The sequence below is a fragment of the Arthrobacter sp. TmtSoilC51 genome, from assembly GCF_055388015.1.
In genome coordinates this window covers 154,931-177,444 of record NZ_AP035877.1, presented here as the reverse complement: position 1 = coordinate 177,444, position 22,514 = coordinate 154,931, and the positions used below count along the sequence as shown (strand labels likewise).

The 22,514-nt window shown below is 61.7% G+C and carries 22 protein-coding genes, 1 tRNA gene and 1 pseudogene; 13 read left to right on the top strand and 11 right to left on the bottom strand.

What is annotated here, in order from left to right; translation table 11 throughout:
- Positions 1-12: 12 nt before the first annotated feature.
- Entirely contained in the window at positions 13-633 is a 621-nt protein-coding gene (locus ACZ5G6_RS00875) for a DedA family protein (protein WP_498688744.1), read from the bottom strand.
- Positions 634-787: 154 nt separating this feature from the next.
- Here ACZ5G6_RS00875 and ACZ5G6_RS00870 point away from each other — a divergent pair, with 154 nt between their 5' ends.
- Together ACZ5G6_RS00870 and ACZ5G6_RS00865 are read left to right on the top strand one after the other, a co-directional pair.
- Positions 788-1,987 carry a pyridoxal phosphate-dependent aminotransferase gene (locus ACZ5G6_RS00870; protein ID WP_223935336.1) on the top strand — a complete coding sequence of 400 codons (1,200 nt, stop codon included), beginning with the start codon at positions 788-790 and terminating at the stop codon, positions 1,985-1,987.
- Positions 1,984-2,943: a 2-hydroxyacid dehydrogenase gene (locus ACZ5G6_RS00865; protein ID WP_498688741.1), complete on the top strand. Its 960-nt coding sequence runs from the start codon at positions 1,984-1,986 to the stop codon at positions 2,941-2,943. The genes ACZ5G6_RS00870 and ACZ5G6_RS00865 overlap by 4 nt, the downstream gene beginning before the upstream one ends.
- Before the next feature lie 72 nt (positions 2,944-3,015).
- Here the strand turns inward: ACZ5G6_RS00865 and ACZ5G6_RS00860 are convergent, their stop codons facing one another.
- Positions 3,016-4,119 carry a D-TA family PLP-dependent enzyme gene (locus ACZ5G6_RS00860; protein ID WP_498688739.1) on the bottom strand — a complete coding sequence of 368 codons (1,104 nt, stop codon included), beginning with the start codon at positions 4,117-4,119 and terminating at the stop codon, positions 3,016-3,018.
- A gap of 207 nt (positions 4,120-4,326) precedes the next feature.
- Between ACZ5G6_RS00860 and ACZ5G6_RS00855 the strand changes: the two genes are divergently transcribed.
- The 6 genes from ACZ5G6_RS00855 to ACZ5G6_RS00830 all read left to right on the top strand — a co-directional run bounded on the left by ACZ5G6_RS00855 (position 4,327) and on the right by ACZ5G6_RS00830 (position 7,704).
- Entirely contained in the window at positions 4,327-5,034 is a 708-nt protein-coding gene (locus ACZ5G6_RS00855; protein ID WP_223935333.1) for a GAF and ANTAR domain-containing protein, read from the top strand.
- An 18-nt stretch (positions 5,035-5,052) separates the two neighbouring features.
- Positions 5,053-5,223, top strand: a complete 171-nt coding sequence (locus tag ACZ5G6_RS00850; protein ID WP_498688736.1) for a hypothetical protein — start codon at positions 5,053-5,055, stop codon at positions 5,221-5,223.
- Between the two features lie 9 nt (positions 5,224-5,232).
- Positions 5,233-6,027 carry a GAF and ANTAR domain-containing protein gene (locus ACZ5G6_RS00845; protein WP_223935332.1) on the top strand — a complete coding sequence of 265 codons (795 nt, stop codon included), beginning with the start codon at positions 5,233-5,235 and terminating at the stop codon, positions 6,025-6,027.
- Between the two features lie 127 nt (positions 6,028-6,154).
- On the top strand, positions 6,155-6,877 hold the full coding sequence (locus ACZ5G6_RS00840; protein WP_498688733.1) for a GAF and ANTAR domain-containing protein: 723 nt from the start codon (positions 6,155-6,157) through the stop codon (positions 6,875-6,877).
- A gap of 11 nt (positions 6,878-6,888) precedes the next feature.
- Positions 6,889-7,203 carry a hypothetical protein gene (locus ACZ5G6_RS00835; RefSeq protein ID WP_223935330.1) on the top strand — a complete coding sequence of 105 codons (315 nt, stop codon included), beginning with the start codon at positions 6,889-6,891 and terminating at the stop codon, positions 7,201-7,203.
- Between the two features lie 111 nt (positions 7,204-7,314).
- Entirely contained in the window at positions 7,315-7,704 is a 390-nt protein-coding gene (locus tag ACZ5G6_RS00830; protein ID WP_498688731.1) for a hypothetical protein, read from the top strand.
- Here ACZ5G6_RS00830 and ACZ5G6_RS00825 read toward each other — a convergent pair.
- Both ACZ5G6_RS00825 and ACZ5G6_RS00820 read right to left on the bottom strand, forming a co-directional pair.
- Positions 7,701-8,204, bottom strand: a pseudogene (locus tag ACZ5G6_RS00825) (alpha-L-arabinofuranosidase C-terminal domain-containing protein); the annotation flags it as partial. The gene ACZ5G6_RS00830 and the pseudogene ACZ5G6_RS00825 sit on opposite strands and share 4 nt — an antisense overlap.
- Before the next feature lie 263 nt (positions 8,205-8,467).
- Positions 8,468-8,540 (bottom strand) — tRNA-Lys (locus ACZ5G6_RS00820).
- Between the two features lie 133 nt (positions 8,541-8,673).
- On the opposite strand from ACZ5G6_RS00820, the gene ACZ5G6_RS00815 reads away from it, so the two are divergent.
- From ACZ5G6_RS00815 to ACZ5G6_RS00805, 3 genes are all read left to right on the top strand, one after another.
- Positions 8,674-9,333: a hypothetical protein gene (locus ACZ5G6_RS00815; RefSeq protein ID WP_223935328.1), complete on the top strand. Its 660-nt coding sequence runs from the start codon at positions 8,674-8,676 to the stop codon at positions 9,331-9,333.
- A gap of 346 nt (positions 9,334-9,679) precedes the next feature.
- Positions 9,680-10,297, top strand: a complete 618-nt coding sequence (locus ACZ5G6_RS00810) for a DUF47 domain-containing protein (protein ID WP_223935327.1) — start codon at positions 9,680-9,682, stop codon at positions 10,295-10,297.
- A 1-nt stretch (position 10,298) separates the two neighbouring features.
- Positions 10,299-11,315 (top strand): inorganic phosphate transporter, encoded by a 1,017-nt coding sequence (locus tag ACZ5G6_RS00805; RefSeq protein ID WP_223935326.1) that lies wholly within the window; start codon positions 10,299-10,301, stop codon positions 11,313-11,315.
- A gap of 91 nt (positions 11,316-11,406) precedes the next feature.
- Here ACZ5G6_RS00805 and pstB read toward each other — a convergent pair whose 3' ends face one another.
- From pstB to pstS, 4 genes are all read right to left on the bottom strand, one after another.
- Positions 11,407-12,186: a phosphate ABC transporter ATP-binding protein PstB gene (pstB, locus tag ACZ5G6_RS00800; RefSeq protein WP_498688725.1), complete on the bottom strand. Its 780-nt coding sequence runs from the start codon at positions 12,184-12,186 to the stop codon at positions 11,407-11,409.
- 74 nt (positions 12,187-12,260) lie between these two features.
- The gene (gene pstA, locus ACZ5G6_RS00795; RefSeq protein ID WP_498688723.1) at positions 12,261-13,364 is read right to left on the bottom strand and encodes a phosphate ABC transporter permease PstA; all 1,104 of its coding nucleotides are present in this window, start codon (positions 13,362-13,364) and stop codon (positions 12,261-12,263) included.
- The gene (gene pstC / locus ACZ5G6_RS00790; RefSeq protein ID WP_498688721.1) at positions 13,365-14,297 is read right to left on the bottom strand and encodes a phosphate ABC transporter permease subunit PstC; all 933 of its coding nucleotides are present in this window, start codon (positions 14,295-14,297) and stop codon (positions 13,365-13,367) included.
- A gap of 136 nt (positions 14,298-14,433) precedes the next feature.
- Positions 14,434-15,555 carry a phosphate ABC transporter substrate-binding protein PstS gene (gene pstS / locus ACZ5G6_RS00785; RefSeq protein ID WP_223935322.1) on the bottom strand — a complete coding sequence of 374 codons (1,122 nt, stop codon included), beginning with the start codon at positions 15,553-15,555 and terminating at the stop codon, positions 14,434-14,436.
- A 247-nt stretch (positions 15,556-15,802) separates the two neighbouring features.
- On the opposite strand from pstS, the gene ACZ5G6_RS00780 reads away from it, so the two are divergent.
- Both ACZ5G6_RS00780 and ACZ5G6_RS00775 read left to right on the top strand, forming a co-directional pair.
- Entirely contained in the window at positions 15,803-16,930 is a 1,128-nt protein-coding gene (locus ACZ5G6_RS00780; RefSeq protein WP_223935321.1) for an FUSC family protein, read from the top strand.
- Between the two features lie 24 nt (positions 16,931-16,954).
- Positions 16,955-17,674 carry a phosphatase PAP2 family protein gene (locus tag ACZ5G6_RS00775; RefSeq protein WP_498688718.1) on the top strand — a complete coding sequence of 240 codons (720 nt, stop codon included), beginning with the start codon at positions 16,955-16,957 and terminating at the stop codon, positions 17,672-17,674.
- 108 nt (positions 17,675-17,782) lie between these two features.
- Here ACZ5G6_RS00775 and ACZ5G6_RS00770 read toward each other — a convergent pair whose 3' ends face one another.
- The 3 genes from ACZ5G6_RS00770 to ACZ5G6_RS00760 all read right to left on the bottom strand — a co-directional run bounded on the left by ACZ5G6_RS00770 (position 17,783) and on the right by ACZ5G6_RS00760 (position 22,478).
- The gene (locus ACZ5G6_RS00770; RefSeq protein ID WP_498688716.1) at positions 17,783-18,793 is read right to left on the bottom strand and encodes a LacI family DNA-binding transcriptional regulator; all 1,011 of its coding nucleotides are present in this window, start codon (positions 18,791-18,793) and stop codon (positions 17,783-17,785) included.
- A gap of 46 nt (positions 18,794-18,839) precedes the next feature.
- A complete protein-coding gene (locus ACZ5G6_RS00765) occupies positions 18,840-21,065 on the bottom strand; it encodes an arylsulfatase (protein WP_498688715.1) in 2,226 nt (741 codons plus the stop codon).
- Positions 21,066-21,167: 102 nt separating this feature from the next.
- Positions 21,168-22,478 carry a sulfatase family protein gene (locus tag ACZ5G6_RS00760; RefSeq protein WP_498688713.1) on the bottom strand — a complete coding sequence of 437 codons (1,311 nt, stop codon included), beginning with the start codon at positions 22,476-22,478 and terminating at the stop codon, positions 21,168-21,170.
- Positions 22,479-22,514 lie beyond the last annotated feature (36 nt).

Genomic DNA, 22,514 nt, shown 5'->3' with positions numbered 1-22,514 from the left:
TTCCAGAGGGTCTCAGTCAGCTGTGGGTTTGGCCGCCGTTCGATGCTTTCGGACCTGCCACACGCCGAGGATGACAATCACGACGACGCCCACCACCGCTGCGGCACCGCGCCCCACTGCATGGGCTAGTTCCTCGTAGGAGCTGCCGGCGATGAATCCCAGGGTCACGAACAGGGCACCCCAAATGATGCCGCCGGTGAAGTTCCAGATGGCGAAGCGGCGGTATGGCATTCGGCTGAGCCCGGCGAGTGCGGGCATGACGGCGCGGAAAAAGGCGGTGAAGCGGCCCAGGAATACTGCCAGGCCGCCACGGCGGGCAAGGAAATCCTCGGCTTTCTGCAGCTGGGCCCGTCTCTTATCCAGGAGTTTTAGGGCCATAATCCGGGGGCCCAAGTGCTTGCCAATCTCGTAGCCCACCGTGTCTCCGAGGATGGCTGCCGAGATGACGATCATGATCATGCTCCACAGCGGAAGATCACCCCGGCTGGCAAAGACTCCCCCCACCACGGCAGCCGTTTCGCCTGGGATCACGAAGCCGATAAACAAGGCATCCTCGGCAAAGACCAGTGCGAACACGATGCACATCACCACCAGTGGGCTGGCGTGAAGGAGTCCGTCGAACAACGACTGCATGGGCTTGAGTGTGTCAGATCAGCCAGCCTGACGGGAGTCGTTTTCAGCTCCGCTTAATTGCGGGTTTATCCATAGACAGCCTAATACATCACTAATATACTAGTTGAGTACTTCACGTGAGACGTGATCAGCTCGATGAGGAGTTAAACAGCAGATGCAGAAACTCGCACACCGGCTCGAACGCCTGGGCACCGAAACTGCTTTCAGCGTCGCGCAGGCCGCTGCCGCTTGGAAGTCGAAGGGAAACCTGGTGTATCCCTTCCACCTCGGCGACATCAATATCCCGACGGCCCCGCACATTATTGAGGCCATGAACAAGGGAATCGCCGACGGGCACACCGGCTACTGCCCGGGCCCTGGCATCCCCCAGCTCCGGGAAGCCCTGGCCGAGGACCTCGGGTCGCGGCGTGGCATGGAGTTCTCTCCCGAGAACGTGGTGGTGATGACCGGCGGCAAGCCCGTGATCACCAAGTTCCTGCAAGCCGTGATGAACCCTGGCCAGGAAGTGCTCTACCCCAACCCTGGTTTCCCGATCTACGAATCGCAGATCGAATACCTCGGCGGCACGGCCGTGCCGTACCGTTACGTGCCCACAAGCAAGGGCTTCGCGATCGACCTGGACCAGGTCCGGGCCTCGATCACGCCGAACACGGCCGCAATCATCTACAACGACCTGCAGAACCCCATCTCTGCCGAGTCCACGGCGGCCGAACGTGAAGCCATCGCCCAGATCGCGATCGAGCACGACCTCTGGGTGCTCTCCGATGAAGCGTATTTCGAAACCCGCTACGAGGGTGTCTCCAGCTCGATTGCTTCCCTTCCGGGCATGGCCGAGCGCACCGTGATCCTGTACACGTTCAGCAAGAAGTTCGCCATGACCGGTTCACGCCTTGGCTGTGCTGTGGCGCCGCGCGAGATCGCCCAGGTGCTCAGCACCCTGAACACCAACGATGAATCGTGCACCACGCACTACGTGCAGTGGGCCGGCATCGAAGCCCTCCGCGGCCCCCAGGAACCGGTCCAGCAGATGCTGGACATCCTGAAGGAACGCCGGGACGCCGCGTGCGGGATCGTCAATGCCATCCCCGGCATGAGCGTGGCCGTGCCGCAGTCGACGTTCTACCTGTTCCCGGACGTCACCGAGGCCATGCAGCGGCTGGGCTACACCGCAGTTGGCGACTTCGCTTCCGACGCCCTCTACAAGACGGGCGTTTCCTTCTGCACCCGTGAACACTTCGGCCGGCGCCTGCCAGGCGAAGAGCGGCAGTACATCCGCCTGGCCTACTCGGGCATCGAATCGGACGCCATCCGTGAGGGCCTGGGCCGCCTGCGTGAATGGATCGAAACCGCATGAGCCGGGTAGTCGTCACCGGACGCGTACCCGAGCCCGCACTCGAAAAGCTCCGCGCCATGCACGAGGTCGATGCCTGGGAGGGGTCGGAGTCCATCAGCCGCCAGGAACTTCTGCGGCGGGTGGCCGGAGCCGACGCGATCGTGAGCCTGCTCACCGAACGCATCGACGCTGAGCTACTCGACGCCGCGGGCCCGCAGCTCAAAGTCGTCGCGAACGTCGCCGTTGGCTATGACAACATCGACGTGCCTGCCTGCACCGAACGCGGGATCATCGCCACCAACACCCCGGGCGTGCTCACCGAGGCCACTGCGGACATCGCTTTCGGACTTATCCTCATGGCCACCCGCCGCCTCGGCGAAGGCGAACGGCTCATCCGGGCGGGCCAGCCATGGAAGTGGGGCATGTTCTTCCTGCTCGGGTCCAGCCTGCAGAGCAAGACCTTGGGCGTGGTGGGAATGGGCGGCATCGGCCAAGCCACGGCGCGCCGCGCCAAAGCCTTCGGCATGGAGATCGTCTACCAGTCCCGCAGCGAAATCGACCCCGCCATCGCCACTGAACTCGGCGCCCGGCGGGTGGAACTCGACGAACTGCTGGCCATCTCCGACGTCGTCTCACTGCACTGCCCCTACGGCCCGAACACGCATCACCTGATCGGCGCCGAGCAACTCGCCACGATGAAGGACACCGCCTACCTCGTCAACACCGCCCGCGGACCTATCATCGACGAATCCGCACTCGCCCTGGCCCTGCGCGAAGGACAGATCGCAGGCGCCGGGCTTGACGTCTTCGAGCAGGAACCCAAAGTCCATCCCTGGTTGCTGGAGCTGGAAAACGTGGCCCTGGTGCCGCACCTCGGCTCCGCCACCGTCGAGACGCGTACTGCCATGGCGGTACTCGCGGCGGACAACACGCTCGCCGTACTCGGAGGCAAACAACCGCCGACTCCTATCGGCTAAGGGACGCGAGAGTTGCTGTGACGGCGGGTAAATTTCCGCCCGCCGTCACAGCCTGATACCCCAAGCGACAGGCTAGTTATTCTTGCCGCGCGCTGCGACCCTCCATGTGTCCACCACTGTGCCCCCGCGAACCACGGTGACCTCGTCCACCAGGTTCATGGCCAGGCAAACGTGGTTCGGGATCAGCCTGAGCCGCGTGCCTAGTGCCGGCAGTTCCTCCGACTCCGGCCAAACCACCGTGGCGTGGTGTTCGGAGAGCGCAGTTATCCGGGCCTCCCGGTATTCCGGCAGCCGCCCGTATCCGGTGGCCCAGTCCGGACGGTCGCTGCCCAGTATCTTGCTGCCCGCGTCCACAACCACCCGCCGGACGTTCCCGCCCTTGGACTCGTGGCGGCTCACCACAGTCGCAGCGACGGTCAGAGCGATGTCGTCCCACGTGCAACGTTCCAGTTCAAGCTGCTGGGCATCACCAAAAACGTAGACGCCGGGGCGGAGCTCAGTGGCCAGCGTTTCGGCGTCGAGCAGTGCGGTCGGGGTGGAACCGCCGCTGATGGTGCGGACCTCAAAGCCGGCATGCTCCAGTGCGGCGGAAGCACGGCCGAGGGCCTCATTCTCGTTACTCGCTGCATCCCTTGGCATTCCCGGTTTGTAGCTGTGTCCGGGGAATGTGAAGACGCCAGCAACGTTCAGGCCGCTTGCTGCGGCCGCGCGCGCAACCCCCACCACTTCTTCGGGCAGAACTCCGCTGCGGTGATGACCGCTGTCCACTTCGATCAGCACATCGATGCTTCTAGCGTCTGCGCCTAACTGGCGGCCCATCGCCGTCGCGCTTTCCGCTGAATCAGTGCCGACCGCAATGCTGCACGTCTTGGCAAGATTCCTGAGCCGCTCCGCATGGCGCGCCTCCACCCACAGCGGGTAGGCGATGAAAATATCCGTGGCACCCCCGGCCGCGAAGACCTCGGCTTCCCCGATCGTCGCTACCGTGAGCCCAACTGCTCCGGCAGCGAGCTGCTTGGCTGCGATCTCCAGGGTCTTGTGTGTCTTCACATGCGGGCGGAGCCTTAGCCCCCGGCTGAGCATGCTCGATGCCATCCGTTGGATATTCCGGTCGAGGATATCGACGTCGATCATGATGGCTGGTGTGACGATTCCGTCCGGGACTGCGTGATTCATTCTTAGAACAGTAACGTCCTACCGACGGACTGCGGGACGCGGACGAGAACGCCACTGTTGCGCTGCATGCCTCAGGCGTAGTGTCGATAGTAGGAGATTTCGGGAGTGGCAAAGGGTCCGGAGTTGAATATCCGGGTTGTGCGCGAACTCGAGCGCACTGCCGCCAGCCGGAGTCAATCGCTCTGGCGTTGCCTGGAATGAGGCCGAATGGCCCAGAACGATGCAGTACCCACAGCGGAACAGTTGCAGGACCTGCTGTTGGAGAGCCCCGGCTTTACGGAATTCCTTCTGGGATTGACCACCATTTCGGCTTCCTTGTTGGGCGGGGATGTCCCCATGCTGTGCGCCATCACCGTTGAGCGTAACGGAGGACCGTCGACGGTGGCGAGCAGTACTGAGGCGGCTCAACGCCTGGATGAAAAGCAGTACGAGTTCGACGACGGACCATGCCTTACGGCGCTCCGGCAGCAGCAGACCGTTTTGGTTGAGGACCTTCAGGCCGATGTGCGCTGGCACCACTACGCCGACACTGTTTCGCAGGAAGGTATCACCACCATGCTGGCGGTCCCCATCGCAACGGATGACGACTCACGGGCGGCGTTGAACTGCTACTCCACCGAAGCAGGCACTTTCGATCCAGAGACCGTGGCATCCATACGGAAGCACGCAGAATCCTTGTCGAGGGTTCTCCGGCTGGCCCTGCGCTTGCACACCCCGGATCCATATCCTGTGCATCTGCGTTCCGCCTTGGAGTCGCGGGCCATAGTGGATGCGGCTGTTTCCCTGATCATGATGCAGAACCGCTGCAGCAGGGACTCCGCCATCAGACTCATCCAGATGGCGTCCCGTAACAGCGATAAGCGGCTCCACGAAATAGCCGAAGACATTCTGAAACGGGCAGGCGACGAACGGTAAGGAGGATAAGCAGGTTCTATGAATGCCGAACCTTGGGGGGCATCGGAACACGATGGAAAAATGGACCAGCGGATGCGGGGACTTCTGGTTCTTGCCCCAGGCCAGATGGAACTCGTAGATATTGCCTTCAGGGAACTCACCTCAGACGGCCGGACGAATCCGCCGGGCAGTAGTGCCGAGCGGCAGTAAGGAAAGACAATGACTGAAACCCAGCCGGCACGGCACGTCGCCAGCCCTCCCAGGTTCCTTGGCACGTATGCGGACAAGGTGGATCTCACGGACTTCGTGGAACATCTGCAGGATCTCTTGGTGGAGAATGCCGATATCCGTGAATTCCTCCAGGACCTCGCCTCATTGATCGCGAAGAAGCTCACCAGGAACGGAAACACGATTGCCTGCGGAGTGACCGTCATCCGGCAGAAGAAACCTGTAGCCGTGGCCGATAGCGATCCCCTTGCCCGGAAGTTGGACGACATCCAGAACAGCTTCAGCGATGGCCCTTGCCTTTCGGCCCTTCGAACACGCACCATCACCCACGTCCCTGATGTCCACCGCGAAGATCGCTGGCCTGAGTACATGCGGGCGGCTGCGGGCACGAATGTGGGCTCCATCCTGGCCTTTCCCATGGAATTGAACAGCACGGCGGAGGCTGTGGTGAATCTTTACTCCGCGCGGGCTCACGGTTTCTCCCACGAGGACGTTTTGTCGGCAGAGCGCGTCACGGCCACTGGCGCGAAAGCCCTCCACTTGGCATTGAAGATCGCCCAGCTGCGGGATGCCCGCGAGAACCTCGCCGCCGCTCTGGAGTCCCGCACGACCATTGACACCGCCGTCGGAATCATCATGGCGCAGAACCGCTGCAGCAGGGATGCCGCCTTCCAAATCCTGGTCAGGGCTTCCAGCCACCGCAACATCAAACTCCGCCTGGTGGCGCAGGGGATAATCGCCCATGTTGCTGGAGATCGGAAGATCGCAGCACCTTTTGAGGAATAGCAGGCAGCGTGCCTACATGCGGATTTCCTGGCCAAAAACCCATTAGGCTGGATTTACAACACGGGAGTCCAGCGATTCTAAGATTGTTTCAGTCGGCCAGCCGACCTGAACGGCCGGAAAGAACACCATGACCAAGAAGCATCTTCCTCTGGATGAGTTGTCTGCTGCCGTCGGTCGGATTCTGGGTCTTCTCCTGACCGAAGAGAAAGTGGACCGTGCCGTCCAGAACCTCTCCAAGGCCATTCAGGAGTCGGTGCCCGGCACCCTCGGAGCGGGGGTTTCCATCCTGGATGCCCAAGGCCGCCGGACGAGTGCGGGGTTTACCGACCCGGTAGTGGAGCAGGCGGACATCCTGCAATACGAGTTAGGCCAAGGGCCGTGCCTCACAGCGTGGGCTTCGGAAGAAACTGTGATCGCCCAGGATATCGGCACTGACCCCCGCTGGCCGGAGTGGTCGGCCACCGTCAGTGGCCTGCCCATCAAGTCGGTGGTCAGCGCACCCCTGTTGGCCGACGGGCACAGCATCGGTGCCATGAAGGTTTATGCCGCCCAACCCTTTTCTTATGACGACACCACGGCGTCCCTCATGGAGCTTTTTTCGTCCCCGGCCGCAACGCTTCTATCCCATATCCAAAGCGCTGAAACGCCCAGGCGCATCAGCGAGGGCCTGCAATCCGCCCTCTACAGCAGGGATGTGGTCAACCGTGCCTGCGGGATACTCATGGAACGCCACAAAATCCCGCACCCAGATGCCCTGCAGATATTGATGGGATACGCGCGCGATCAACGCAGTACATTGCAGGAAGCCAGCGCCGAGCTCGTAGCCGGAACACCGGCCGATCCGCGATAGGGCCGCAGGACATGGGCTTCGACATCAACGAACCCGAGCAACGCCGCAAGCTTAAAGCGGCGCTCTCCGCCGCGCGAATCAGCACGGCAGCGTTGTGGCTCCACTACTTCAGCATCGGCGGGTCAGTGGGTGAATACGAAGTTGAGGCCTATTTGCAGGGAATGCTGTCCATTCCGGAGCTGGAAAGGGACCTCCTGGCCATGGCAGCAAACGAACTGTTGAACAGCCAGTCCGGCCCCCGTGCGCCCTACGCTGATGAGCTTCCCCATCCGGATTCGGCTGGTTCCGAACCGGATGTTCCAGGCGAGGAAGCCGAGCCCTCCTAGCTGTCACACACCGCTCATGCGCCTGCAACGCTCCTGCAACATGAATGCGGAAGGCTGGGGTCACGAGGCCGATGAGCCCATGGGACAGCAGCCAGCATGAGGGGAGCAGACATGAGCACTGCAAACAGGGATCTTTTTCAGGCGCTGAAAATGCAGGCCAGCTTGGCACAGGCTTTCGGCACGGTGCCGGGCAACCAGGAGGAGCCGCACCTTCTCAGCCAAGGAGAATACATAGAGGCTTGGCACAACGGGCGCCTCTACCACCGGGGCACGGTGCTCAAGACAATCGCAGGTACTGACCTGTTCTGGCTCCAGGATGCAGAAACCGGAAGCCGGCGGCTGCTGGATATGGAATCGCTGGAAATCGTCGCCGCTGAGCAACCGGCTCCGACGCCCGCAATGCAGACGCCAGGAACCTTCCAGGACGACCCCGCGGAAGCAACAGTCACACCGATTTCGCTGTATCCGGTTTTCCAAGACGGCTCGCAGGCGATCGCCTAGGAATCCAGCGACAACCGGATCATTGTCCAGCTCACGGCCGGAAGCCCGGCGGTGAGCCGCCCGCCGTCGAGCGTTACACTGACGTTCTCTGAAGGCAGGACGGACGTCGAATCATCCGCGGTTGCCTGCCAGTACGGGTCCTTGTTCGTGTAGGTGACGGCCTCGATGACGCTGGCGGTCCCCAAACCCCCGACGGCGGCGTCGAGCGTAAGTGCGTCCGTCGCCGAACGGTTCACGGCGAAAACTACAACCTCCTTGGCTTCGGCGTCGTAGGTAGCCACGGCTGACAGTGGGCTGAAGCTGGCCGTCTTACCGCTGTCCAGCTTCGGCGCCTCGACAGCAAGGTTCAGCACCGTACCCGAGGCGTGCTTCGAGGTGAGCGTGAAGGGGTGGAACGTGGTCTGCTTCCAGGAGCGCCCGCCCGGCTCGGTCATGATCGGTGCAATGACGTTGACCAGCTGCGCGAGGCTGGCCGAGTGGACGCGATCCGTGTTGCGAAGTGCTCGACGAAGGCACCGAAGGTCTTCCGCCTGACGGGACCCACGATAAATGCGGGATCAATGGTGATTTTGGCGGTCGGGGTTTCCGGGTTCTGAGTTCCCAAGGGGCGTCCTTGAGAAGTTTTTTGGGGAAACACCGGCCAAAGGACAATTCACCCCTGCGTGCGGCAGTGATTTGTCCGTTGACGGGGGTCGGGCTGCGCCGGCCAAGCGGGAGACAAAAAACAGGCCGGAGACTCAACGTCTCCGGCCTGCAGGAAGGGTGGGCCCTGTGGGGATCGAACCCACGACCCACGGATTAAAAGTCCGATGCTCTACCAACTGAGCTAAAGGCCCCTTCAGCTGTTGAAACAGCCATGAATACTGTACCTCAACGTCAAGCCTGTCGAGGAACGGGCCCGGAAGCAACACCCACCAGCCCAAGAAACCGTTACTCGACCCCATCAGAGCACAGGAGTACGGTGAACTCATGAGCGAACAGCCAGGACCACGTGCGTACGGCGGAGCGAACAGGCACCACAAGCCCAAGCCCTTCGCGCCCATCGATTTCGAACCGTTCGCCGGTGGGGCAGACCCAGCCCGCGTCTCCGAGGCTGCCCATCTGGCGGCCCAGGCGCTCGTAAAACGTGGCCGTGACAGTGATGACCCCAAGGTCACCCGACGCCTGGTAAAGCTGGCCGATGAGCAGGGCCTTGAAGCCATCGCCGAGATGTGGGCCGAAAGCCCGGCCCGTTCCCTTCCCGGCGCGCTGTGGAGACTGTACGCCCTCCGCGCCGCCACCATCCAAAACCCAGAGCGCATCTCCGTGTACTTCCGCGCCGGACGCGATACCGCCCAAGTATCCAATGTGGTCGCAGGCGCGGCTGAACCACCTGGCGCCGACGAAATGAAGTCCATGGCGGACGCCATTTTGTCAGGCGCCTTCGACGGCGATTTCGACGTCGCGCTGGAACGTTCGGCTGCATTCTGCCGGGTTGTGGCGCTCGGCCAGGCAACCCTGGCGGACGGGGCGGAGCACAGCAATGAAAGCCATGCAAGCAAGCTCACACGCAACTCGCACCAGCTGGTAAAGACGGCCGAGGACCTCGAACACGCAGCCAATGCTTGGCGCTTGGGAGAGCTGGATTAGGGCCCAAAAACCCCTGAATCTACCCACGTCCGGCCCTGCCTGTCAATGTTGACTTAGCCCCACCGACGTAGAACACTGAAACTGGTGCCGAACCGCGAAACCCCCGGGCTTCAACTTATAGCCGCTCCGAGCGGCCTACCGCCGAGAGGCGTATCCGGTTCGGCACCATTTTTATGCCCGGACTTTTTTGCCCGTACCCAGTTCCCGGCTAGCCACCCCCGACGGTAGTTGCGACAACACCTGCAGACTTAGCGGCGGCCGTCGTCGTACCGGTAAAGTTGGGGCCGAAGCGGGAAGCGTCAAGTCAAGCGGCCCGCGGCCCATCCGTCCCCGGCCCGGAAGCGATATGAAGCTGCGCCTTTTCCCCCAGGAACCTGCCGGGCTCGTACTGCTCGCGCAGATGGCCGGCGTCATTGTTGCCGCCACCGGAACACTCTCAGAGATCCTCGGTGCCCAGGCCAGCGAGCACGGACGCCTGACAGAGGAACTTCACGAGCACGAGTCGAAATCCCTGGACCTGCACTTTGCGCTCCTGACGCATATGCGCACCAGCTTTGTGAACCCGCTCCCCCGCGAGGACATGTACACGCTGTCCCGCCACCTCAACGAGGCCATGGAGAAGCTCGACGCCGCGGGCGAACTGGTCGCCCTCTACAAGCTGGAGCGGCTGCCAAAACGCGCTGCCGACCAACTGGAAATCATCAGCCGCCAAGCCGAGCTGACAGTGGACGCCATGCGGAAGCTCGAGGACCTGGACGAACTTGAGGACTACTGGATCGAGATCCTCAGGCTGGCGAAGCGTGCCGAGCGAACCCACCGGACCTGGGTGGCCGAGATGCTGAAGGATATGAAATCCGCGCAGTACGCGCGGCATCGAGACATCGCCAACCAGTTGGTGGAAGTCACCAAGGACATGCGGAAGATAGCCACGCAGGTAGGCAGCATCATCGTCAAGGAATCATGACGTGACCGTTGCATTCCTGATCCTCGTGGTGGGTTTAGCTTCAGGGTTCGCGTTCCTCAACGGCTTCCGTGACGTCTCCAATGCCGTAGCACTTTCCACGAGGACACGAGCCCTCACGCCGTCCGTGGCGGTGCTCCTTGCAGCTGTTTTCAACTTCCTTGGCGCCATGCTCAGCGGCAGCTTCGTCCTTGCGTTTACCCAGTCCTGGATCAAACTGCCCAACGGCATTAGCGGGCTCACAATGCTGACCTCTGCCCTCGCCGCCGCCATCATCTGGGGCATCTACGCATGGTGGCGGGGCATTCCTTTATCCTCCACCCACTCACTTGTAGGCGGATTAATCGGCGCCGGCGGTGCGAGCGTACTGGTTGGTGGGAATTCGATCAACGGCGTGGACAACGTCCTCCTTACCCAGGTGGCTTTGCCTTTGGTCCTCTCCCCAGTGATCGCATTCCTGGCGGCCTACTTGCTCGTGTGGCCGGTGACGTGGGCGGCACGCTATACGCAGCCGAATGTCATCAACAGGCGTTTTCGCCGTGCGCAGGCCGTTTCTGCCGCAGCCGTGGCGTTCGGCCATGGCCTCCAGGATGGGCAGCGTACTGCCGCCGTCCTCCTGCTGGCCTTGGTAGCGGCCGGGTTGTCCAGCGGGGGTGAGTTGCCCCTTTGGATTCTGCTTCTGACGGCGATCATGCTCACAGCGGGCACCATGTTTGGTGGCTGGAGGATCTCGCACACCCTGGGTTACAAGTTGATCCGCGTGGACCCTCTTCGAGGGTTCGTGGCGCAAACCCTGACGTCCGTGATGCTCTTCATCGGAGCAATCGGACTCCAGTTACCGCTGTCCACAACCCACACGCTGACCGCGTCCGTGCTGGGAGCGGGCACCCACCAGCGTTTCGCCACCACCAACAGGCGCCTTGTGCGGAGGATTCTCCTGTTCTGGGTGGCCACGCCTCTCGTTACAGCCGCCATGGCTTTCATCCTGGAGTTGGCGTTCTCGCCCCTCTCGGACCTGTAAATCCAACAAAAAGTGACGGCGGCCGTACCCCCAAGGCGACGGCCGCCGTCGTTCATTGCCGGCTCCCCCAAAAGCCGGAACCTGCTGACCCTTATCCGAAGCGGCCGGAGACGTAGTCTTCCGTGGCCTTCTGGGTGGGGTTGTTGAAGATACTGGTGGTGTCCGCGAACTCGATCAGCTTTCCGGGCTTTCCGGTGCCGGCGATGTTGAAGAACGCAGTCTTGTCGGACACGCGGGCCGCCTGCTGCATATTGTGGGTCACGATCACCACGGTGTACTGGTCCTTGAGCTCATTGATGAGGTCCTCAACAGCCAGCGTGGAGATGGGGTCCAGCGCGGAGCAGGGCTCGTCCATGAGGATCACCTGCGGTTCCACGGCGATTGCGCGGGCGATGCACAGACGCTGCTGCTGGCCGCCGGAAAGGCCGGAACCGGGCTTGTCCAGACGATCCTTGACCTCATTCCACAGGTTGGCTCCGACCAAGGACTTCTCCACCAGGGCATCGGCTTCGCCCTTGGAGATCTTCTTGTTGTTCAGCTTCACGCCGGCCAGAACATTGTCCCGGATGGACATGGTGGGGAACGGGTTGGGGCGCTGGAAGACCATGCCAACCTGGGTGCGAACAGTAACGGGGTCAACGCCGGGGGCGTAGAGGTTGTCGCCATCCAGCAGGACCTCACCTTCGACGCGTGCGCCGGGAAGGACCTCGTGCATGCGGTTGAGAGTGCGGAGGAAGGTGGACTTGCCACAACCGGACGGACCGATGAAGGCCGTGACGGATTTGGCTTCAATGTTGATGTTGACGTCCTCGACAGCCAGGAAGCTGCCGTAGTAGACATTCAAGTCTTTGACGTCGATGCGCTTGGACATGGTGTTCCTTATTCCTTGGGGGTTTTGGGAAGTTGTTCGTTTGGGCGGGCCCGGAAATCTGACGACCGGCCCGGCTAGCGTCCCTTTTTGGGAGCGAACAGACGGGCAATGAGGCGGGCTCCGAGGTTCAGGAGCATCACCAGGATGATCAGAACCAGGGCGGCGCCCCAAGCCCGCTGGTCAGAAGGACCGGGGTTGGACGGCGACGTCGGGTTCAGGATCTGGGTGTAGATGAACGTCGGCAACGAGGCCATCCAACCGCCAAACACGTTGTTGTTGATGGTGGTGGCGAAGCCTGCAGTGACCAGGATCGGGGCGGTCTCGCCGATTACCCGGGCGATCGCCAAGGTGACGCCGGACGCAATGCCTGAGATCGCCGTCGGGATAACCACCTTGGTGATGGTGCGCCATTTACGCACGCCGAGCGCGTACGAGGCCTCGCGGAGCTCGTTGGGGACGATCTTGAGCATTTCCTCGCTGGAGCGGACAACTACCGGGATCATCAGTACGGAAAGCGCGACGGCGGCTACCGCACCGGTCTTTGTGCCGGGGCCGACAACCGCGAAGAAGAACGCTGCCGCGAAGAGGCCGGCCACGATGGAGGGAATGCCTGTCATGACATCCACGAAGAACGTGATGGCGCGGGCCAGCGGGCGGTCATTGCCGTATTCCACCAGGTAGATCGCGGTGAGAAGGCCGACCGGCACGGAGATGACCGTGGCAAGGAGCGTGATCTGGAGGGTGCCCAGCAGTGCGTGGTAAATGCCGCCGAGGACTTTGCCGCCTTCTTCCGCAGCTTTGTTGTCGAAGGCACCGGTGACGCCGTTCATGGACGTACCCAGGAATCCGGGAGTTACCAGGCCGGGAATGCCGTTCACCAACACAGTCCAGATGACGGAGATCAACGGCAGGAGGGCAATCAGGAAAGCCCCGACAATCAGGCACGTGGCCAGCTTGTCCTTTGCCTTTCGGGCACCTTCAACAGCAGCGCTCCAGGAGGCCAGGCCAATGGTGAAGAGGATCGCGGAGACAAGTCCCCAGCCGAAGGCGTTGAAACCGATGAGGGCCAGGATGGCTGCGCCCACGATCAGTGCAACTGCCAGGACGATGTAGGGCGCGAACTTGGGCAGTTGGCCCTTGGTGAGCGCCGAACGCTTGCGGACTACGGTGGCGGTCATTTAGTTGGCTCCCGAGAATTCTTTGTGCTTGGTGATGATCCAGCGGGCAATCATGTTCACGCCAAGGGTGATGACGAACAGCACCAGGCCTGCTGCGATCAACGTGTTGACCTTGAGTCCACTGGCTTCCGGGAAGTTCAAGGCGATTTCGGCGGCGATGGTCTGGTTGCCCGACTGGATGAGGCTCGCAGTCAGGACTCCAGAGGAAAGCACCAGCGCAACGGCCATGGTCTCGCCAAGGGCACGGCCCAAGCCAAGCATGATGGCGCTCACGATTCCCGGACGGCCGAACGGAAGAACAGCCATTCGGATCATTTCCCAGCGGGTGGCTCCCAATGCGAGCGCAGCTTCCTCGTGCAGCTTGGGGGTCTGCAGGAAGATTTCGCGCGACAGGGAGGTGATGATGGGCAGGACCATGACGGACAGGACGATGCCGGCGGTCAGGATGGTCTTGCCGGTGGCCGATGCCGGGCCCTGGAAAATGGGGATCCAGCCCAGGTTGTTTGCGAGCCAGTCGTAGGCCGGGGAGATTTCCTTGGCCAGGAACGCGGCACCCCAAGCACCGTAGACAACGGAGGGGATGGCGGCCAGCAGGTCCACAACGTAGCCAAGCCCCGAGGCCAACCGGCGCGGGGCGTAGTGCGAGATGAACAGTGCCACGCCAATCGCGACGGGCGTGGCGATGACGAGCGCGATCAGGGCAGCGATGAGCGTGCCCACCACGATCGGGGCGATGTAGGCGAAGAAGCCGTGGCCGCCTTGGATGTCCTCAGGCGGCGCGACGAGCGCGGGGATTGCCTGCACCACGAGGAACAGGGCGACTCCGAAGAGAACCGCAAGAATCAGGCACCCTGCGGCCATGGCGGCCCCGGAGAAAACCTTGTCCCCGGCGCGGCCTGCGCCTTGGGAGGTTGTCAGGGAGTTGGTGGTCACTTCACGATCCTTCAGTCTCAGTGAACTGGTCTTACATGGCTAAGTTCCCTGCCCCGCCGAAGTGGCACTGTGGCAACTTCGCACGGGACAGGGAACTTCAGTGTTTAGCCGGGTTCAGGCAAACCCGCCGGAAACCTTAGGCCTTGGCCTTGATGGTTTCGATGGCGGCCTTGGCCTTGTCCTGCAGAGTCTTGGAGAGCGGTGCGGACTTGGCAGCGTCAGCGGCGGTCTTCTGTCCTTCGTCGGAAACTACGTAGCTTTCGAAGGCCTTGACCAGGTCAGCAACGTCCTTGGTCGGGTACGTGGTGCACACGACGTGGTAGGAAACGAGCACTACCGGGTAGGCGCCCGATGCGGTGGTCTTGCGGTCCAGCTTGATGGCAACATCGTTGGCCGCGCGGCCATCAACGGGCTTGCCGGCTTCGACAGCCTTGGAAGCGGCATCAGCGGAGATCTTGACGAATTCCTCGCCAACCTTGATGGAAGCGGTGCCCAGCTTGCCGGAGACAGCGGAATCGTCGGCATAGGTCACGGCGCCCGGGGTGTCGGTGACGGTCTTGACCACGCCGGAGGTGCCCTTGGCGTTCTCGCCCTTCAGGGTTGCCGGCCAGATGCCTGCGGCCTTGTCCGTCCAGACCTCAGGAGCAGCAGCTGCGAGGTAGTCGGTGAAGTTGGTGGTGGTTCCGGAGTCGTCAGAGCGGTTCACCGGCGTGACCTTGAGGTCCGGCAGGGTAACGCCAGCGTTCAGGGCGGCGATTGCGGGGTCGTTCCAGTTGGCGATTTCGCCGCGGAAAATCTTGGCGACCGTTGCGGCGTCGAGCTTCAGGTCCGTGACGCCCGGAACGTTGAAGGCGACGGCGATCGGCGAAATGTAGACCGGGATGTTGATGGCGCCTTCGGGGCCGCACTTGGCCTTGGAGCTCTCGAGCTCTTCGTCCTTCAGGTACGCGTCCGAGCCTGCGAACTGTGCCGAACCATCGATGATGGCCTTGCGGCCTGCGCCGGAACCGTCCGGGGAGTACTGCACGGTTGCGCCCTGGTTGGCTGTTGCGAAGCCGGCCTTCCAGGCGTCCATGGCTGCGCCGGTGGAGGAAGCACCGATGCCGGTCAGTGTGCCGGTGACCTTGGTGCCTGATGCTGCCGACTGGGTGCCAGCGGCGGTGCCGGTTGCGTTGTCTGAACCGCAAGCGGTAAGCGCGAGAGCGCCAGCTGCGATGACCGCGATTGCCGCGTTGCGGCCGAAGCGAGTTGCCTTCACTTGGATGTACCCCTTCCAGGGATTCTCTGATGCGGGCCGAACGGAGATTTCGGCGTGCGTGAGCTGTGGACCTTTTGTGCCTTTACTGAAGGTAAGCAGCGCAGGTAACGGGACCTGACGTGGAAGGTGAACGCAAGGTGAACGACGGCGGACCATTGGGTTATGTGGCGCGTGCCACCTTGAGTGGGACCCTGCTTAGTGTCCTTCACGTCATCGCTGCCCGGGTTCGGCAAATAGACTGGTGGACATGGCTGCCGCGAAGGGATTTTCTGCAAGCAAGAGGTTCCTGCGTGCCAGAGTCCGGACAGGTTTGGTACGGAGCCGGAACTCCCTGACGCCAGCTATTCAAATGACGGTGTGTGCCGTTGGCGCCTACGCTTTCGCAGAGTACGTTCTGGGCCACCAAGGGCCTTTGTTCGCAGCGACTTCTTCGTTGATTGCCCTGGGCTTCTCCCGCGATCCGCGCTTGCGTCGTGTTGTGGAGGTTGGTCTGGGCTGCACGCTTGGCATCGTGGTGGGCGACCTCCTGCTCCACTGGCTGGGCGCTGGGATCCTGCAGGCCGCCGTCGTGCTTCTTTTCTCTATCCTGCTGGCAAGGTTCCTGGACAGCGGCACGATCTTTACCACCCAGCTGGGGCTCCAATCGCTGTTGGTGGTCCTGCTGCCGGCCCCGGCAGGCGGGCCGTTCACGCGAAGCCTGGATGCCGTGGTGGGCGGGGTGTTCGCGTTGCTGGTGACTATTTTGGTGCCAAAGGATCCACGCCGGGAGCCGCGAAAAGACGTCCAGAAGATCCTCCACGAACTCGCCGAAGTGCTGCGCGAGTGCGCCAAGGCCATGGTCGAAAGCGACTCCACTATCGCCTGGCATGCCCTGATTCGGGGGCGTAATTGCCAGCCTTTGGTGGACCGGATGCGGCAGACCCTGCGGGCCTCGGGAGAAGTAGCGACGCTGGCTCCTGCACATCGCAGGCACCGCGATGAGCTTGCTGGTCTGGAGCACTCATTGGAATACATCGACCTCGCGCTCCGTAACAGCCGGGTTTTTGCCCGCAGGCTCACCAGCGCAATCAACCACGCTGCGTTGTCCGACGAAGCAATCGAAAGCATCTCCGAGGTGCTGCAGGAAACTGCCGCTGCCATCGATGAGCTGACCATCGGTTTGGCGGAGCAGAGCGAGGGAACACGCCGCGTCCACATACGGCACGCCCGTAATGAGCTGACAGACATCGCCTCGCGCCTGCACCCCAAAATGCTGGACGTTCAGAAACTTGAGGGCGAAACCGTGGTGATGCTGTTCCGGCCGCTCATGGTGGACCTGTTGGAGGCGAGCGGACTGGAATCCGACGAGGCACGGGCCGTGCTGCCGGCTCTGTAGGTTCCCGCCTCCCAGCGAAGTCCCATGCCCATTGGGGATAATGAGCTGATGTTCCCTGCATTGCCCGTCAATCTCCAAGCGGCCCCGGAGCTCCGCGTTCGCCAGCGCCCACTGTTTCTTTGGGCTGGCGCACTGTTCGTCGCTGGTGACGTCATATTCTGGCTGATGTTCGTCGCCGTTCTTTCGGACAGCGGACTGGCCACCCTGGACGGCACGGTGCACAGCGCCCTGGTTGATTCCCGCAGCGCGGTTGCCACCGCTATCCTCACGGCCGTTTCGAGGGTGACGTCGCCGACCGCAATGACCGCCATCGGCGCCGTCCTGGCCGTCGGGTGGGCCATGTGGAAAAGAGAGTTGTGGCGGCCGGCCGTGCTCATGGGTGGCATGGTGCTTGCCTTGGTGCTGTCCACCGTCATCAAATTCCAAGTCAGCCGCTCCCGCCCGCCGTCGTCGGATTTTCTGCTCGGCCCCGACGATGCCTTGTCTTTCCTCTCCGGCCACACCCTTGGAGCTGGAATCTTCGTTTTGGTCCTCACCTACCTTCTCGTCTCGCGATCCGGAACCCGCACGACCGCGGTATTCGCCTTTGTGGGTGCTGCGCTGCTCACGCTCTTGGTCGCCTTCAGCCGCTTGTATCTCGGCTACCACTGGCTCACGGATGTGGTTGCATCCCTGGGCTTGGCCCTTGGCGTCACAGGGCTGGCCGTTTTCGTGGACGCAGCGCGGCATGGGCGGGCCGCGTAGGACGCCCGCGTTGGCCGCCGCTCAGTCCATTTCGACGACTCGCTGCGGTTTAGACGGTTTCTACCATCGAATGCGCAGCGCGTCATCGAATCGGGCGCCTCTTTGGCCCTACGTATCGAGGGATGATTCCCGAACAATCAACTCGTGCGGAATGATGCAGTTTTCGTGGGACACATTCCCGGACATGATCCGCAGCAGCAGACCAAAAGCCTGCGCACCGTATTCGTTCATGTCAGTGCCCACGGAGGTGATGGACGGGAGGATGAACTGGGCGTCCGGGACGTCCTCACACGAAACCACAGCAACGTCTCCCGGCACCTTGAGACCAGCTTCCTTCAGGGCGCGGATTGCTCCGATGGCCATCGGCGTATTGGCCGTCACGATTCCGTCCGGCCGGTATCCGCCAAGTAGCAGCCGGGTCAAGGCCTTGCGTGCAGGTTCATGCTGGTAGCGTCCGTTGACTATTTTGAGGCTGGCCTTTCCGTCACCCGCTTCGCGGACGGCCTCACGCACGCCAGAGTGCAGGATGCGGGAGTAAGCCGAGGCGTTGCCGCCTCCAATCAGCACCAGCAGGTTGTCGCCACGCCCGATCAAGTGATTGGCCGCATCCTTTCCCACCTGCTTGATGTCCTCAAGGACGCTGGGTACGCCCATCGAGCTGACTGACTGCGACGTGGTGACCAAGGGGATCCCTTGGCGTCGAAGTTCCTCGATTGCGTCCCTCACCACCGGGCGGTCAAGGTCAGCCGCTGTCGAAAGCAGCACACCATCGACGCCGCGTTTGGGGAGGGCTTGTAAGAAACCAAGAAGACGGCCTTCGCTATTGTCGAGGTCACCCAGGGTGACGCTGTACCCATGCTCTTCGGCAGCGGCTTCCACAGCTTTCGCCATCCGTCCGTGAAACGGTTGTGAGATATCCCCGACCAGCAGTGCCACATTGCGGAAGCTCTTCAAGCGCAAGGTGCGCGCCGAAAGGCTCGGCTCAAATTTGAGCTGCTCAATGGCACTGAGCACCCGTCGGCGTTTCTCTTCGGCGACGATTTCCGGCCGGTTCAGGACACGGGAAACGGTGGCCTCCGAAACGCCGGCAGCTTGGGCCACATCACTGATCGTGGTCACGGTATGTCACTCATTTCTGTCATGGGTACAGCAATCACCCTAGCGGTCATTCAATATGCTCAAGCGCCTCGGCGATTTCGGCGATTGGCGGCGAATCATGGAAATCGATCGTGATGTTCTGGATGGTTCCTGCGCGTAAGGGAAATTCGCCCTCGTAGTTCGCGCTGACCTGACGCCCAACGTCACGCCCGATGTCGGCGCCCCAAAAACTGAGGTGGGCGCTGGTCAAGGGAAGGTGCACCTTTGCCACAGGCTGACCGTTCACAAGCAGCACGGCGTGCGAACTCCGGTCCGGCGAACGCTGCAGTTCCACCCCTATGCACACATCGCCGTACGGCAGCGGATCCACAGTTGATGCATAGGCCTCACGGCCCAAGGCCGTGTGCTCGAAATGGACTGAACCATCCTTCAGATAAAGGCTGTAGCCGCCACGGGAATTCCCGCTGCTGAACAACACTCCGGCATCCCCAGGTTCGAGGCCTTTCAGCTGTGCCGTTATCCGCATGGAGCGCTCAGACCCGGTAATTCCCGAGGAGAAAGGAACATGCCCGGAACCACTCTGGAGAACCACTTGCCGGCGCGCTGTCAGCGCGAACGGGGAACGGAGGTCCAAGAGCTGTACGAGTGGGCGGTCATCCAGTGGCAGTACCTGGTGGTCCACGGCTTCGCTCCACCACAGTCGCTGAAGCTGATCGATCTTGTGAGGGTGGCTTGCAGCCACGTCCGTAGACTCGCTGGGATCGGTAACCGTGTTGTAAAGCCGCCACTTGTCTTTCTCAAAGGGTGTCCCTGGAACGTGTTCCGTGACCGCTTTCCAGTCCTTGTGCCAGATGGCCCGATGACCGAGCATTTCCCAGTACTGGGTATCACGGGCAGGAGGAGCTCCGGGCTCATTCAGCGATCGAACAAAACTGGATCCATCCACTGCCGGGTTTGGTATTCCGGCCAGCTCGAGCAGAGTAGGCATGACATCGATGACGTGTATGAAGTTTCGGCGTATCTCATTGTGAAGAGGGAAACGGGAAGGCCACGAAAGGACGAATGGTGACCTGACGCCTCCAAGATCCACATACTGTTTGTACTTCCGGAAAGGCGTATTCCCGGCCATCGCCCACCCCATCGGGTAATGCGCCGGCCCGTCTGGTCCACCAATGTCTTGGAGCTTGGAAAGCTGCTCTGCAACCGTCTGCGGATTTCCGCTGTAGGGGGCATTACAATCAACGGCACCGTTCTGCCCGCCCTCCCTGCTGGCACCGTTGTCCGACATGACAATCAAGATGGTGTTATCCAGTTGGTCCATGTCTTTCAGCGCCTGGACAATCCTGCCAACCTGGGCGTCCGCGTGATCAAGGAACCCTGCATAGGCCGCCTGGAGATGCGAGAAGAGCAACTGCTCATCATCGTTCAGGGTGTCCCATGGCCGGATGTCGCCATCGCGGTCTGTCAGGATCGAACCGCGGGGCATGACTCCCATCTGGACCTGCCGAAGAAGCCTGTCCTTCCGGGTTTGGTCCCAGCCCTTGGAGAAGACGTCCACGTACTTTTCCACGTATTCACGCGGCACTTGGAAGGGAGCATGGGTCGCGCCCATCGCAAACTGCATGTAGAAAGGCGTCCCCGGCCGATAGCTGGTGTGTTCCGCTACGTAGCTGATGGCGCGGTCAGCGAGATCTTCGCTGAGATGGTAGTCCTCGACGGCCGGAACAGCGACCTGATGGTTATCCTCGAAGAGTTCCGGAGTGAACTGGTCGGTGCAGCCGTCGAGGAAGCCGTAGAACCTGTCGAAGCCACGGCTCAGGGGCCAATTCCTGTGCGGACCCGCGGGGGTAATTTCATGGAGGGGTGCCAGATGCCACTTGCCAACCAAGTAGGTTCCGTAACCCTCGCCTCGGAGTACTTCGGGAAGCATCGGGATGTCAGGATGAACACAGCCACGGGAGTTCGGAAACCCCGTGTCTGTATCTGCAAGGAACCTCATCCCCACTGCATGGTGGTTCCGGCCTGTGAGCAATGACGCCCGGGTAGGGGAACAAAGCGGCGTCACGTGGAAGTTTGTGTAACGGGCTCCGCGTTCAGCAATGGAATCAAAGGTGGGCGTCTGGATCTCGGAGCCAAAGCATCCGAAGTCGGACCAACCCGTATCGTCCAGGACAACGACCATGATGTTCGGTCGGCCCGGGTTCTCCGCGTTCTTGTCCCGCACCCAGGATGGGGAAGATTCCGGGACGGTTCTGCCGATGATTCCGGCAAATTCCGGTTCGAGCATGTTCATGTTTTGAGCCTCCATCAGGACCGTGGTCCAACGGGAAATTGGCATCCCTCGGCTTTGGCCTGGTTCGGGGATAGTGTCTGCAAGGAATTGTTGGGGCGGGTTTCACGTGTCCGCCCAGAGATGGTTGTCGCGCACCAGCGTGGCTTCATCTGCGAGTTTGAAATCGTCGGATTCGTAGTAGGCCCAATCCCGCCCGCCGGTTTCACGCCACCAGTCATCGACGGCGTTCCGGAGTCGCGCACGAATTGCGCTGTGGTCCGGGTTTTGGGCAAGATTTACGCACTCATCGGGATCGACGGCGAGGTGGTACAGCTCTTCCTCACCATCATCCGGGCCGTAATAGCGCACGTACTTATGCGTCTTGGTGACAACCATCCGGAAGGGATGCCAACCCCAGTACGCTCCATAGTGCTCCATGAAGACCTGATCCGGACCTTCATCGTCGCCCTCGAGTCCCGCCAGGGCTTCCCTGTCCGGCCATGAGTCGGGGCGCGGCACTCCGGCGAGGTCCATCAGCGTCCCCGGCAACTGAACATTGACGTTCAATTCATCGACGACGCGGTTGCCCGGCAAGTGCGGCGCACGAATGATCAAGGGAACCCGGAACAGTTCTTCGTAAGGGAGGGGGCCTTTCAGCCTGAGGCCGTGGGCTCCCATCATGTCCCCGTGGTCCGAGGTGAATGCGGCGATGGTATGGTCCCAGGAGTCTGAAGACTTCACGCCAGCGATGACCCTTCCCACTTCATGGTCCACGGCGCTGATCATGGAGCAGTACTTCGCCATTTCGGACCGAAGCTGCTCCTCGTCGTACCCTCCGCCCTGTTGGCGGCGGCGATCACGTTGGAAACGTGGTTTTCCTGACAGGTCGTCCCCCCAAAACGAGTGCGGCAGGTCCAACTGCTGCGGGCTTATCCCCGCGAAGAAAGGTTCCGCTTCTTCGAACGGCGGATGCGGCTGATGCCATGACACCACCAGAAACAGCGGTTGATCCGCGGGGTGTCCAGCAAGGAAACCGATGGCATCGTCAGTGATTTGGCGATCGACGGCGGCGAGAGACTCGCCGCCGCCTCGCTCGATGCCCGAGTCGAAACCCAGCTCTTCGATCGGGTAGCCGAAGTGTGTCTTCCCGAAGATGGCCGTTGCATAGCCGGCCGCCTTGAACGCATGGGCCAAGGTTGTATGCCTGGGTCCCAAGTGCCCTGTGTGCCCGCCGAAGCCATAGATCACCATCACCCCTGACTCGTGCGGGTACTGGCCTGTTTGCAACGAAGCACGCGATGGGGTGCACTGGGCATTCGAACAGTACGCCCGGTTGAACGAAGTGCCTTCGGCGGCCAGAAGGTCGAGGTTTGGGGTGAGGGATCCGGGGGTTCCGTTCAAGGCCCACCCGCCGCCGAGACGCTGCTGCTGCATTTGATCACAAATGAGCAAAACGACATTGGGGCGTCG

Bases quoted from the DNA above. Each gene is read 5' to 3' on its own strand.
- ACZ5G6_RS00840 (WP_498688733.1), top strand. From the start codon at position 6,155: ATGACCAAGAAGCATCTTCCTCTGGATGAGTTGTCTGCTGCCGTCGGT.
- ACZ5G6_RS00870 (WP_223935336.1), top strand. From the start codon at position 788: ATGCAGAAACTCGCACACCGGCTCGAACGCCTGGGCACCGAAACTGCT.
- ACZ5G6_RS00835 (WP_223935330.1), top strand. From the start codon at position 6,889: ATGGGCTTCGACATCAACGAACCCGAGCAACGCCGCAAGCTTAAAGCG.
- ACZ5G6_RS00860 (WP_498688739.1), bottom strand. From the start codon at position 4,119: ATGAATCACGCAGTCCCGGACGGAATCGTCACACCAGCCATCATGATC.
- ACZ5G6_RS00855 (WP_223935333.1), top strand. From the start codon at position 4,327: ATGGCCCAGAACGATGCAGTACCCACAGCGGAACAGTTGCAGGACCTG.
- ACZ5G6_RS00815 (WP_223935328.1), top strand. From the start codon at position 8,674: ATGAGCGAACAGCCAGGACCACGTGCGTACGGCGGAGCGAACAGGCAC.
- ACZ5G6_RS00865 (WP_498688741.1), top strand. From the start codon at position 1,984: ATGAGCCGGGTAGTCGTCACCGGACGCGTACCCGAGCCCGCACTCGAA.
- ACZ5G6_RS00810 (WP_223935327.1), top strand. From the start codon at position 9,680: ATGAAGCTGCGCCTTTTCCCCCAGGAACCTGCCGGGCTCGTACTGCTC.
- ACZ5G6_RS00775 (WP_498688718.1), top strand. From the start codon at position 16,955: ATGCCCATTGGGGATAATGAGCTGATGTTCCCTGCATTGCCCGTCAAT.
- pstA (WP_498688723.1), bottom strand. From the start codon at position 13,364: ATGACCGCCACCGTAGTCCGCAAGCGTTCGGCGCTCACCAAGGGCCAA.
- ACZ5G6_RS00845 (WP_223935332.1), top strand. From the start codon at position 5,233: ATGACTGAAACCCAGCCGGCACGGCACGTCGCCAGCCCTCCCAGGTTC.
- ACZ5G6_RS00875 (WP_498688744.1), bottom strand. From the start codon at position 633: ATGCAGTCGTTGTTCGACGGACTCCTTCACGCCAGCCCACTGGTGGTG.
- ACZ5G6_RS00760 (WP_498688713.1), bottom strand. From the start codon at position 22,478: ATGCAGCAGCAGCGTCTCGGCGGCGGGTGGGCCTTGAACGGAACCCCC.
- pstB (WP_498688725.1), bottom strand. From the start codon at position 12,186: ATGTCCAAGCGCATCGACGTCAAAGACTTGAATGTCTACTACGGCAGC.
- ACZ5G6_RS00850 (WP_498688736.1), top strand. From the start codon at position 5,053: ATGAATGCCGAACCTTGGGGGGCATCGGAACACGATGGAAAAATGGAC.
- ACZ5G6_RS00780 (WP_223935321.1), top strand. From the start codon at position 15,803: ATGGCTGCCGCGAAGGGATTTTCTGCAAGCAAGAGGTTCCTGCGTGCC.
- ACZ5G6_RS00830 (WP_498688731.1), top strand. From the start codon at position 7,315: ATGAGCACTGCAAACAGGGATCTTTTTCAGGCGCTGAAAATGCAGGCC.
- ACZ5G6_RS00765 (WP_498688715.1), bottom strand. From the start codon at position 21,065: ATGAACATGCTCGAACCGGAATTTGCCGGAATCATCGGCAGAACCGTC.